13 protein-coding genes are annotated in these 11,976 nt (G+C 60.2%); 9 read left to right on the forward strand and 4 right to left on the reverse strand.

Annotated features, from left to right (window positions below; all coding sequences use genetic code 11):
- Window positions 1-4 precede the first annotated feature (4 nt).
- The gene (locus AC1ENN_RS03830; protein ID WP_449648699.1) at window positions 5-889 is read left to right on the forward strand and encodes a M48 family metallopeptidase; all 885 of its coding nucleotides are present in this window, start codon (window positions 5-7) and stop codon (window positions 887-889) included.
- Here AC1ENN_RS03830 and AC1ENN_RS03835 read toward each other — a convergent pair whose 3' ends face one another.
- On the reverse strand, window positions 890-2,122 hold the full coding sequence (locus AC1ENN_RS03835; protein ID WP_480406713.1) for a winged helix-turn-helix domain-containing protein: 1,233 nt from the start codon (window positions 2,120-2,122) through the stop codon (window positions 890-892).
- 205 nt (window positions 2,123-2,327) lie between these two features.
- On the opposite strand from AC1ENN_RS03835, the gene AC1ENN_RS03840 reads away from it, so the two are divergent.
- The 6 genes from AC1ENN_RS03840 to ilvA all read left to right on the forward strand — a co-directional run bounded on the left by AC1ENN_RS03840 (window position 2,328) and on the right by ilvA (window position 8,824).
- Window positions 2,328-3,440, forward strand: coding sequence for an ABC transporter substrate-binding protein (locus AC1ENN_RS03840; protein ID WP_449648697.1), 1,113 nt, complete (start codon window positions 2,328-2,330; stop codon window positions 3,438-3,440).
- Window positions 3,441-3,476: 36 nt separating this feature from the next.
- A complete protein-coding gene (locus AC1ENN_RS03845; RefSeq protein ID WP_480391862.1) occupies window positions 3,477-4,418 on the forward strand; it encodes an ABC transporter permease in 942 nt (313 codons plus the stop codon).
- Window positions 4,415-5,275, forward strand: coding sequence for an ABC transporter permease (locus AC1ENN_RS03850; protein ID WP_480406714.1), 861 nt, complete (start codon window positions 4,415-4,417; stop codon window positions 5,273-5,275). Before AC1ENN_RS03845 ends, AC1ENN_RS03850 begins: the two co-directional genes overlap by 4 nt.
- A complete protein-coding gene (locus AC1ENN_RS03855) occupies window positions 5,272-6,366 on the forward strand; it encodes an ABC transporter ATP-binding protein (RefSeq protein WP_480406715.1) in 1,095 nt (364 codons plus the stop codon). Before AC1ENN_RS03850 ends, AC1ENN_RS03855 begins: the two co-directional genes overlap by 4 nt.
- Window positions 6,367-6,501: 135 nt before the next feature.
- Complete coding sequence (locus AC1ENN_RS03860; protein WP_449648693.1) at window positions 6,502-7,596, forward strand: AI-2E family transporter; 1,095 nt, start codon at window positions 6,502-6,504, stop codon at window positions 7,594-7,596.
- Window positions 7,586-8,824: a threonine ammonia-lyase gene (gene ilvA / locus AC1ENN_RS03865; protein ID WP_480406927.1), complete on the forward strand. Its 1,239-nt coding sequence runs from the start codon at window positions 7,586-7,588 to the stop codon at window positions 8,822-8,824. The genes AC1ENN_RS03860 and ilvA overlap by 11 nt, the downstream gene beginning before the upstream one ends.
- Window positions 8,825-8,852: 28 nt before the next feature.
- Here ilvA and greA read toward each other — a convergent pair whose 3' ends face one another.
- Together greA and AC1ENN_RS03875 are read right to left on the reverse strand one after the other, a co-directional pair.
- Window positions 8,853-9,344: a transcription elongation factor GreA gene (gene greA / locus AC1ENN_RS03870; protein ID WP_449648691.1), complete on the reverse strand. Its 492-nt coding sequence runs from the start codon at window positions 9,342-9,344 to the stop codon at window positions 8,853-8,855.
- A 67-nt stretch (window positions 9,345-9,411) separates the two neighbouring features.
- Window positions 9,412-9,888, reverse strand: coding sequence for a DUF4307 domain-containing protein (locus AC1ENN_RS03875; RefSeq protein WP_449648690.1), 477 nt, complete (start codon window positions 9,886-9,888; stop codon window positions 9,412-9,414).
- Between the two features lie 84 nt (window positions 9,889-9,972).
- Between AC1ENN_RS03875 and AC1ENN_RS03880 the strand changes: the two genes are divergently transcribed.
- A complete protein-coding gene (locus tag AC1ENN_RS03880) occupies window positions 9,973-10,350 on the forward strand; it encodes a hypothetical protein (RefSeq protein WP_480406716.1) in 378 nt (125 codons plus the stop codon).
- A gap of 27 nt (window positions 10,351-10,377) precedes the next feature.
- On the opposite strand, the gene trhA is transcribed toward AC1ENN_RS03880, so the two are convergent.
- Window positions 10,378-11,127 carry a PAQR family membrane homeostasis protein TrhA gene (trhA, locus tag AC1ENN_RS03885; RefSeq protein WP_449648688.1) on the reverse strand — a complete coding sequence of 250 codons (750 nt, stop codon included), beginning with the start codon at window positions 11,125-11,127 and terminating at the stop codon, window positions 10,378-10,380.
- Between the two features lie 63 nt (window positions 11,128-11,190).
- On the opposite strand from trhA, the gene AC1ENN_RS03890 reads away from it, so the two are divergent.
- A complete protein-coding gene (locus AC1ENN_RS03890; RefSeq protein WP_449648687.1) occupies window positions 11,191-11,976 on the forward strand; it encodes an isoprenyl transferase in 786 nt (261 codons plus the stop codon).

The following is an 11,976-nucleotide window of genomic DNA, read 5'->3' on the forward strand; positions in this document are numbered from 1 at the left end:
TTAGATGTATCGCGCCATAGCGAAAAACAAGCGCAACACCGTTCTGATCATCATCCTGTTCGTCATCCTTATTGGGTTCCTCGGCTTTGCGCTGAGCTTCCTAATGGGTGGCGATCCATTGACGGTCACGATTGGCACCATCATTGGTGCCGGCGCGTTCACGCTGATTCAGTACTTCGCGGCGTCAAAGCAGGCGTTGGCGATGAGTGGCGCGATCGAGATTCAGAAAGCCGACAACCCACGGTTGTACCGGATCGTCGAGAATCTGTCGATCACGACGGGTACGCCGATGCCCAAGGTCTATATCGTCAACGACCCGGCGCCGAACGCGTTTGCTACCGGACGCGACCCGGAGCATGCTGCTGTTGCGGCAACGACCGGCATCCTCGATTTGCTTGACGATTCTGAGCTTGAGGGTGTGATGGCCCATGAGATGGGTCACGTGCAGAACTACGACATCCGGGTATCGATGATCGTCTTCGGCCTTGTTGTCGCTGTCGGTTTCATCTCAGACATTGCACTGCGCTTCACCCTCTTCGGTGGCCGAGGCAATAACAACAACTCGAACCCGATCATGATTGTGGTTGGTTTGGCGGCTCTTGTGATTTCGCCTCTCGTGGCTGCGGCGGTGCAGGCGTCGATTTCGCGTCAGCGCGAATATCTTGCGGACGCTACTGGCGCTTTGACGACGCGTCACCCGGATGCTCTGGCTAGCGCTTTGCAGAAGCTGTCGGATTACAGCCGACCAATGAAGAAGCAGAACTCCACGATGGCGCACATGTGGATTTCGGATCCGACGAAGCCGGGCATCATGGACCGTCTCTTCAGCACCCACCCTCCGCTCGCTGAGCGCGTTGCTCGACTGGGCAAGATCGGCGGCGGCTTCTAGCTAGCGCTGCAACTCTGCCTCGATGGCAGGGGAGAGGGTGCCGCGGCCGGTCACCGCGATCTCGCCCATGCCCTGCCAGTGTGCGATCTCGCGCAGGGTGGGCACGATGCGTTCCGCTAGTGCGCCGGTGCCTCCGGGCAGCGCATCGAGTCCATCTTCGTGCCACGCGGATTGCACACGAAGGACGCCCGCTTGGCGATCGGTCTTGAGGTCGATGCGGCCGACGAGCGCGTCATCCACCAGCACGGGCAGTGAGTAGTAGCCGAACTGGCGTTGGGGTTCGGGGGTGTAAATCTCGATGCGATAGTGAAACCCAAACATGCGCTCGGCGCGTTTGCGATCCCACACGACGGGGTCGAAGGGCGAGAGCAGCGCGACGTGCTCGATGCGGCGGGGGATGCGGGCATCCCGGTGCAGCCAGGCGGGCTGGTCCCAGCCGCGCACCGTCACGGGAACAAGTTCGCCGGCATCCGTTAGCTCAGCGATGGCCGGGCGCACGTCGATGTTTTTGAGACGAAAGTAGTCGGCAAGGTCGGATGCCGTGCCAACTCCGAGCGCCTGTGCGGATTCCGCAATCAGGGCTCGGTGCGCGTCGGCGCGGCTTACTTCACGCTCGCGCAATTCGGCGGGGACGATGTGCTCGGTTAGGGCGTAGGTACGTTCGAAGCGGGTGCGGCCGGCGCTGACGACTTCGCCCCAGCGGAACAGCATTTCGAGGCCTTGCTTCACGTCGGACCAGCCCCACCAGGGTCCGGTGCGACGGTTCGCGTCGTGCTCGATCTCGCGCGCGGTGACGGGACCGGTGGTGGCGAGTTCTTCGCGCAACCACTGCAGCATGGTTTGGTTGTTGCGCACCCATTCGTAGCGGTCGGAATCGCGTTCGCGCAGCGCATCCATCTTCCAGCGCCACAGTGGCCAGGACTCGAGCGGAATGAGCGCGGCCTCGTGGGCCCAGTATTCGACGTAGCGACCGGGGCTGCGCGGTGTCGGTTTGCGGAACGTCAGGGCATCGAGCGCCGCTTTGTCGTAGTGTCCAAGTCGAGCAAACACGGGCTGGTAGTGACTGCGCTCGAACACGTTGACCGAGTCGAGTTGCAGCAGCCGGATGCGGTCAAAGAGCAGGTTGAGCTGTCGCGTTCCTGCGGGGTTGGCTGCACTCGCGGTGCCGCGCCCAAAGCCTTGGGCGGCGAGCAGCACTCGGCGCGCTTGCGCTGCAGAGAGGGAATCAGCCACGGCTCGACTCTACCGAGCGCCAGCGACATCCATTCTCTCTCGCAACGGACAGCCCCGCCGAACAATTGTGTTTGTGTCGTTCATCGATCGTTTACCGGGATGACAGGGAGCACTAGTCACGGCTGCGTACCGTCAACTCCGGATCGTTTCGGTACCCTCTGCCCGCTCACAGCGCGGGCGGCCGTGACGGTCGTTGGAGGAAGTCTTGTTCACTAAGCGCACCCTCGCCGCTGTTGCACTCGTTGCAGCTTCGGCGATCTCACTCAGTGGTTGCAGCACCACTGAGGCAGCTGCTGGCGATGTTGACGCATCGACCGCTACCACCGTTGAAGACTTCGGCGGAATGGACGCTCTTATCGCAGCCGCGCAGGCTGAGGGCGAACTCAATGTCATTGCGTTGCCTGACAACTGGGCAAACTATGGGGAGATCAAGGCTCTCTTCGAAGAGAAGTACGACATCGTCGTCAACTCGGCTGACCCCGATGTTTCCAGCGCCGAAGAAATCGCCGCCGCTGACAATCTCAAGGGACAGGACACCGCACCGGACGTCTTCGACCTCGGTACCGCTGTCACGCTCGACAGCCTCGACTACTTCGCTCCCTACATGGTTGCCAACTGGGATGAAATTCCTGAGGGCAACAAGGAAGCTACCGGCCTCTGGGTCAACGACTACACGGGCAGCATGTCGATCGGCTATGACTCCAACTCGGTTCCCGAGCCCACGAGCCTCGATGACCTGCTCAAGCCGGACTACCGCGGCGCTGTTGCGCTGAATGGCGACCCCACGCAGGCTGGAGCAGCTTTCGCTGCTGTCGGACTCGCAACGGTTCACAGCGGTGGAACCCTCGATGACTTCACGCCCGGTATCGAGTTCTTCGAGAAGCTCAACGACGCCGGTAACTTCATCCCGGTGAACGTCACGGGAGCAACCATTGCTGCTGGCGAGACCAAGGTTGCCTTCGACTGGAGCTACAACAACCTCGCAGCCGCCGCAACGGTTGACGGCTGGAAGGTTACGACTCTTCCCGGCGCTGTTTACACGAGCTTCTACAACCAGGCCGTCAGCAAGGATGCCCCGCACCCCGCCGCTGCTCGCCTGTGGCAAGAATTCCTTTACAGCCCCGAAGCGCAGAACCTCTTCATCGTCGGTGGCGCGTACCCCGTCACGATTCAGGCTCTGCAGGATGCCGGAACCGTTGACACCGCAGCACTCGACGCTCTCGGCGCCCTCGAGGGTGAACTTGTCACCCCGACCCCCGAGCAGGCTGAAGAAAACGCAACGATCCTTGCTGAAAAGTGGGCTGCGGCAATCAGCTAACGCTGATTCCCTCACGCACCTTTCGCTAAATACATCGTGTCGCTAGCCACCGCGCCAGCGCCCGAACAGGATGGTGTCGAGCTCACCGCTCGGCACCATCCTCGGGTGGCCCTGGTCAAGCCGTCAAACCGGCGTCGTCGCCTCGCTTATGCGGGGCTAACGCCGTTTGCGGCCTACGTTCTCATCTTTCTCGCCCTGCCCACTATCCTCGCGGTGGTCACGGGCTTCTTCTCCGACGACGGTTCGCTGACCTTCGACAACATCACAGGGCTGTTTACCCCGACCATCCTCACCACCTTTGGTAGCTCGTTTTGGCTCTCGGGAATCACCGCTGTGATTGGTGCCATCGTTGGTGCCCTCATTTGCTATGCGATGCTCGGAACCAAGGTCGGAGGACTCCTGCGCACGATCATCGAATCGGCGGCCAGCGTGCTCGCCCAGTTCGGCGGGGTGATGCTCGCCTTCGCGTTCATCGCGACGATCGGTGTGCAGGGGCTCATCACGGTCATCCTGCGTGACACCTTCGGCATCGACATTTTTGCGGATGGCGTCTGGCTCTATCAGGTGCCCGGGCTCATCCTTCCCTACGTCTACTTTCAGGTTCCTCTCATGGTGATCACGTTCCTGCCCGCCCTTACCGCGCTGCGCCCGCAATGGGCCGAAGCCAGCGCAACGCTCGGCGGTACTCGCTTCGCGTACTGGCGTCACATCGCCGCCCCGGTGCTCGCCCCCGCGTTCCTCGGCTCGCTGCTGCTGCTCTTCGCTAACGCCTTCTCGTCGTTCGCTACTGCCGCCGCGCTCATCAGCCAGGGCTCGCAAATCGTTCCCCTCCAGATCCGCGCGGCGCTCGTCAGCGAAACCGTGCTGGGTCGCGAGAACATGGCGGGTGCTCTTGCGCTCGGGATGATCGTGGTCATGGTCGTCGTCATGTGGGCGTACTCGGTGCTGCAGGCTCGCACCTCGCGGTGGCAAAAGTGAGCGCCGACGTGGCCGCGCCGCTGAGCCCGCGAGCGAAGCCCGCCAACCAAGCCGTGCGCATTGGGGCCGAGCCCAGCACTCTTGCGCGCCGACTCATCCTGGGAATAATCGGCGGCATCTTCTTGATCCCCGTAATCGCGATGATCGAGTTCACCTTCCGCAACGGTCTTGCAGGCGACTACACGACAAGCCACTGGACGGGCCTCTTCAGTGAAGACAGTGCCCGCACCTATCGCGGTCTTTACCAAGCGATCGAGAACTCGCTCGTGCTCGCGGCCGTGACCGTTGGCATCGTGCTCGCGCTGTTGCTGCCAACGATGGTGCTCGTGCACATGCAGTTTCCGCGCCTCAAGCGCACTCTCGAATTCATTTGCATCATCCCCATCACGGTGCCCGCCATCGTGCTCGTCGTCGGTCTCGCCCCCGTGTACTCGGTGGTTGTGCACGTGCTCGGCGGCTCCACTTGGACTCTCGCCTTCGCCTACGGCATCACCGTGCTGCCGTATGCCTATCGCGCCATTCAGGGCAACCTCGATGCGATCCCCGTGAAGACCCTCAGCGAAGCGGCGAGCACGCTCGGCGCAGGCTGGATGACCGTGCTGTGGACGATTTTGCTGCCGAACCTGCGCCGGGGAGTGCTCGCAGCATCCTTCATCTCGATCGCGGTCGTGCTTGGCGAGTTCACCATTGCGAGCCTGCTCAACCGCCGCAACCTGCAAACCGCGCTGCTCCAGGTTTCACAATCTGACCCGTGGGTCGCCGTCATCTTTGCGCTCGCGGCACTCGCTCTCGCTTTCGTATTGCTGCTGATCATTGGCCGTCTCGGCGCAGCTTCGCCCTCTAGGAGAAAATCATGACCGCCACGTTCAGTCTGACGGGCCCCACCCCAACTGCCGGCCCAGCCCAGCCCACGGGAGCAACGGTTCAGCTCAGCGCCGTCGTCAAAGCCTTCGCCGGGCACACCGCGCTCAACAGCATCGACCTCGACGTTGCCCCCGGCGAATTCGTCGCACTGCTCGGCCCATCAGGCTGCGGCAAGACCACCGCACTGCGCAGCATCTCTGGTCTTGAGAGCATCGATAGCGGTCGCATTCTCATCGATGGTGTGGATGTCGCAGACACTCCCACGAATAAGCGCGACATAGGCATGGTCTTTCAGGCGTACTCGCTGTTCCCGCACATGACGGTGCTCGAGAACGTGGAGTTTGGTCTCAAGATGCGCAAGGTCGCTGCCGCTCGTCGTCGTGAACGTGCCCTCGAAACCTTGGACATGGTCGGCCTCACCAAGCACAGCGAACGCTTTGCTCATCAGCTTTCGGGCGGCCAGCAGCAGCGCGTGGCTCTCGCTCGTGCACTCGTCACGCGTCCTCGGGTGCTGCTGCTCGATGAGCCGCTCAGCGCCCTCGACGCGAAGGTGCGCGTGCAACTGCGCGAAGAGATCCGTCGCCTGCAAACCGAACTCGGCATCACAACAGTCTTCGTGACTCACGATCAAGAAGAGGCGCTCGCCGTCGCCGACCGCGTCGCCGTCATGCGCGACGGTCGCATCGAACAAATAGGCACGCCAGAAGAGCTCTATGCAACGCCCGCCAACGCGTTCGTTGCCGACTTCGTTGGCCTCAGCAATCGGATGCCCGCCGAACTCATCGACGGCCAAGTCACCCTCCACGGCTGCAGCCTCAACCTCCTCGGCGACCCCATGCCCGATGGTCCCGTCATCGCGCTCGTGCGCCCGGAGGACATCGCCCTCTCCATCGACGGAATCGCTGGCACGGTCATCTCGTCGAGCTTCTTGGGTTCCCTGCGCCGCACGCGTGTGCGACTCGACGACGGAACCGTCGTTGCTGTCCAGCATGAGGTGGAACGGCATCCCTTGCCCGGCGAAACAGTCACGGTGCGCCTCAAGGGTGCGCCGGTGAGCGCTTTGCCGCCGAAGGAGAAAAAGTAGTCCTCCACCTGCTGCCTGTCACACGCAGCGAGAGCACACTCCAGCACAACTAAGATGGGCAACGTGCTATTCGGACGACGTACGAAACCAACCAGTCAGGTACAGTCACGCGCCAACACCACGGAGTCGGCAGCGGTGCCCGAGGCCCTGTCCATTGCCGCAGCGTTCTCCTGGCGCTTGCTCGTTGTGCTTGGCGTTATCGCTGTGCTGATCTATTTGATCATTACTCTCAAGTACATCGTGATCCCGTTCTTGATCGCGATTCTGATCGGTGCGCTTCTCGTTCCTCTCGTTCAATTTCTTGAACGTCATCGTTGGCCAAAGTGGCTTGCCGTTACCGTCACTCTTCTCGGGTTTTTTGCCGTCGTCTCCGGACTTGTCATTGTTGTTGTCGGCCAAGTTCGCGCTGGATTGCCTTCGCTGCAGCAACAATCCATTGAGGCATTCAACAACTTCCGAAGCTTTCTGAGTGACTCTCCGCTCCAACTGAGCGATCAGGATATCGACGGCTATTTGGGGCAGCTAACCGAAATCGTTCAACGCGATAGCGAAGCGCTTGTCTCGGGAATTCTTTCCGTTGGCTCCACCGCCGGGCACGTCTTGACCGGTGCGCTGCTCAGCGTCTTCGCCACAATTTTTGTTTTGATCGATGGCAAGCGCGTTTGGGCGTGGACTGTGCGTCTCTTCCCGCGTCGTGCGCGCACCGCAGTTGATGGATCGGGCCGCGCGGGTTGGATCACTCTCACCACTTTCGTGAAGGTGCAAATCTTTGTTGCTGCGGTGGATGCCGTTGGTATCGGTGCTGGAGCCTGGATCCTCGGTCTGTTCTACGGCGGCTTCCCGCTCGTTATCCCGATCGCAGTTGCGGTGTTCTTGGGCTCGTTCATTCCGGTGGTTGGTGCCCTCATCACCGGCGCGCTGGCGATCTTCATCGCGCTTGTCTTCCTCGGTCCGCTCCCGGCAGTAATCATGCTCGGAATTGTTTTGCTCGTGCAGCAGCTTGAGGGTCACATTCTTCAGCCGCTCATCATGGGCACTGCGGTGAAGGTCCACCCCCTTGCGGTGGTCTTCGCTGTAGCCGCTGGTTCATTCGTTGCCGGAATTCCCGGAGCGTTGTTTGCGGTTCCCCTCGTGGCCGTGGTCAACGTAATGACCAAATATATTGCTGGCGGCGAATGGCGAACCAACCCGCACCCGACTCTGGATGATGTTCTCGGTAATGGTAAATAATCGGATGCCCGGCCCCACTCTTGCTGACTATGAGACAGCACGTGAACGGGTCGCAGAAGTTGCTGACATCACGCCAATGCAGACGTCGCGTTTTCTCGCGGAGATTCTCGGCTCACCAGTGTTCTTGAAGTGCGAGAACCTCCAGCGCACCGGCTCGTTCAAGATCCGCGGAGCCTATAACCGTCTTGCGGGCCTCACCGACGATGAGAAAGCTAGGGGAGTGGTTGCCGCTTCGGCAGGAAACCACGCTCAGGGTGTCGCATTCGCTGCTCGCGAGTTGGGGATCAAATCCACGATCTTCATGCCAGTAGGTGTTCCCCTGCCTAAGCTGCAGGCCACTCGCGCTTACGGGGCAGAAGTCGTTCTTCGTGGACACACGGTCGACGAACCCCTTCGGGCGGCAGCGCGTTTCGCTGAAGACACTGGCGCCGTGCTTATCCACCCGTTCGATCACTTCGATGTGGTTGCCGGTCAGGGAACGTTGGCGTTGGAAGTGTACGATCAGGTGCCTCAGGTCGATACGGTCATCGTGCCGATCGGTGGCGGAGGACTAATCTCCGGTGTTGCGGGAGCAATCAAGCAGCGCGCTCGCGAAGACGGCCGTAACGTGCGGGTAATTGGCGTGCAAGCGGCAAACGCCGCAGCGTATCCAATCTCGCTCGAAAAAGGCGAGATCGTAGAGATCACCACCACTCCGACCATCGCTGACGGTATCGCTGTCAGCAAACCCGGCGAGGTCAACTTTCCGATGGTGCGCGACCTCGTAGACGAAGTCATCACCGTCAGCGACGACCAGACCGCCTACGCGCTGCTCGTGCTTCTCGAGCGTGCCAAGCTTGTTGTCGAGCCTGCTGGCGCGGTCGGTGTCGCAGCGATTCTGGCTGGAAAAGTTGCACCAAGCGGAAACACCGTTGTCCTGCTCAGCGGCGGCAATATTGACCCCATGATGATGGAACGAATCATCAGTCACGGACTATCTGCATCCGAACGGTACCTGCGGTTGCGGATCCCACTCCCTGATCGCCCCGGTCAGCTCGCTCGTATTTCGGGCATTGTTGCTGAGGCGAGCGCCAACGTCGTCGAAGTGTTGCACAGCAGACACAACAACAAAGTGCAGTTCAGCCAGGTTGAGCTCGAACTGCACATCGAGACCCGTGGCCCTGAGCACGCAGAAGCAGTGCTCGCGCGGCTCAGGGACGAAGGATTCGCCCCGCAGATCGACTTTTAGTCGACTGCGGACCATACCTAGGCTGTTTCTAGCCTGAGTAGGTTGCGACCTTCAAAATATCGACGGTGATCTCTTTGCCATTGGGTGCGGTGTAAGTAGCCGATTGGCCGACCTTGAGGCCGTTGATCGCCAAGCCGAGCGGGCTCTTTTCGCTGTACACATCGAGGTCGCTATCGTCGGCAACGATCTCACGGCTTCCGAGCAGGAACACGCTCTCGTCGCCCATAATCTTGGCCGTTACGAGAATGCCGGGCTCAACGAGACCATCGGCGTCTTGAACATCGCCAACGACGGCGTGACGCAAAAGTTCAGTGAGAACGCGGATGCGGGCCTCAATCTTGCCCTGCTCTTCCTTGGCAGCGTGGTAGCCACCGTTCTCCTTCAGGTCGCCTTCTTCGCGGGCAGCCTCAATCTTTTTGGCAATTTCGTACCGTGCTTCGCCAGTGAGTTGTTCCAGTTCGGCGGTGCGACGATCGAACGCCTCCTGGGTCAACCACGTGACGTTATCTTGTGCAGCCACTGTGCTTCTCCCTATACAAAAGAGAAACCGGCCGAAAACGACCGGTTTCGAGATGATTTGCTACAGCCTAGGTGAGCCAGCACCGGTAGATCAAGCCAGAGACCGCTTGTTCTGTTGTGCGAATGGTTTCGCTGAGGGCACGGTTGCGCTGATCGCTGGCAGGAACGTCGACAACTTTCCAGCCCACGATCGCAAAAGTTGAGTTGAGCGCTTGAACAGCGCAGCGAGCATCCGTATTCTCCGGAACATTGAATTGCCAGCGAACGGTGACGGTGGAATCGTTGACGAGCTCAAAACCGGTGTCTTTTGCTTCGAACTGGGCCGGTGCTTCGAGCAACCCGCCCCACACTAGCCAAGCCGTAAACACGGCAACAAAGGCGATCGCGACAGTGACAACGATGACGCGGTTATTTCGCTTAGCCTTCGGGCTGCGCCCGTAGCGCGCATCGAGGTCGGCTCGAGAATGGGCGGAACCGTCGACAATGACAGGGGCGTCAGCGCTGCCAGTGGTGTTACTGGATGCTTCGGGCACGCGTGGCTCCATTCGGCGACGGTATTCTTGTTACTACAAGGCTATTCGCAAACTCGGATGATGAAATCATCGGGTGCACATTCCAGAGGACAACAGTTGATTTCTTTCACTTCGCTCGCCCACAGTGCGATTCTCTGGACCGCGACACCCAGCCCAGAACCGAGCCTCTACCCAGAGTTTGACGGAGACGTTAACTTGGTGACTCCTGGGGTTATCGGCTTCGCAGCCACCCTCTTCATTGCTGTTGCCACCCTGCTCATCATCACCGACATGAATCGTCGCGTTCGACGTGTCCGGTACCGTGAGCTCGCTCAAGAGGCCATCCGCAACGAGCAGGCGCTTGCTGACGCCGACGCCGACGTCACCGCCACCATCGATGACGGTGCGACAGACACAGACGCCAGCACCTCGGCTGCTGCCAGCGATGAGGCATCGAGCAGTGCGCCAGAGACTGACGTTCCGCCTACACACTGACGTTCCGCCTACACACTGACGTTCCGCTTACACAACGGGCGGATTAGTCGCCACGAGGAAGATGCCGACCCAGTGGCACAGGAACGCCAATAGCGTCAGCGTGTGGAAGATCTCATGGAAGCCGAAAACTCCGGGGATCGGATTGGGGCGTTTGAGACCATAGATGACGGCGCCAACGGTGTAAAAAAGTCCGCCGGCCATGATGAGCGTCATCATGATCCAGTTCGCTTGGAAGAAGTCGACGATGAACATCATCGCGCCCCAGCCCAGTAGCACGTACAACGGCACGTAGAGCCAGCGCGGGGCGCCAACCCAGAAGATGCGGAACCCGATGCCGAGAGCGGCACCCGTCCACACGATCCAGAGCAGAATGGTCGCCTTCTCGGGTGGCAATGCGAGAACCGTGATGGGCGTATAGGAGCCAGCGATCAGCAAGAAAATGTTGGAGTGGTCGAAGCGCTTCAGCAACATCCGAGTCTTATCGCTCCAGTTGAAGCGGTGATAGAGCGCTGAGATTCCGAAAAGCATGAGCGATGAGGCGACGAAAACTGCCGAACTCACCGTGGCAGCGACACCATCGGCCATGACCAACAGGATGACGCCAAGCACAATGGCGACCGGGAATGTTCCCGCGTGAATCCAGCCACGCCAAGTCGGCTTTGCATTAACGGCGTCATAAGCGATCGCATCGTCGACGAGGGGAAGCTGGGGAAGTCCGGCAGCATCCTCGTGGTCAACGGCCTCGAGCGCAGCAGATTCTGAGGCTTCTTGATTCATGCCCACAGTTTACGCCCGGTCTAGTTTCACTTGCTGCGCGTCGCAGTGGTCTAACGTAGTTGCGTGAGTCAGCGACAATTTCCACTCGGGCGCGGTTTTCTTTACGGTCTCTACCAGAAGAAGCTGCGGCGCCAACTAGAGGGCCAGCAATTGCCGCGCCACGTAGCCATGATCATTGATGGCAACAGGCGCTGGGCAAAGCTGAAGGACCTCGAGACTGCCGCGCATGGGCATCGTGCGGGCGCGGCAAAGTATCGAGAGTTCCTGGTGTGGTGCGACGACCTCGATATTTCCGTCGCGACGCTCTATCTTCTGTCGACAGACAATCTCACGGGTCGTTCCCCTGAAGAGCTGGGGGAGCTGTTCACCATCATTGGTGATCTTGCCGAGGATCTTTCCCACTTCCGTGAGTGGCGTGTGCAACATGTTGGATCGGATGCCGGCCTCCCCGAACAGCTCAAAGCTCAGCTCACTGCAGCCCGCGACCGCACCGCCTCGAACACTGGGCTTCACGTAAATCTCGCGATTGGATACGGCGGACGCCATGAAATCGCAGAAGCGATGCGTCGTATCGTGCGCAACCACAGCGCTGAGGGACACAGCCTTGAAGCGTTGGCGGAACTGTTGACGCCAGAACTCATCGGCGAACACCTCTACACGAAGGGTCAACCTGACCCTGATCTGGTCATCCGCACTTCGGGTGAGCAGCGCATTAGTGACTTCATGCTGTGGCAGTCTGCCCACAGCGAGTTGTATTTTGTGGAAGCGTTGGGGCCCGACCTGCGTGAGGTCGACTTCTTGCGGGCTCTGCGAGATTTCTCGCGACGCAGCCGTCGCTTCGGCCACTAG

The organism is Rhodoglobus sp. G.S.23 (assembly GCF_056675935.1).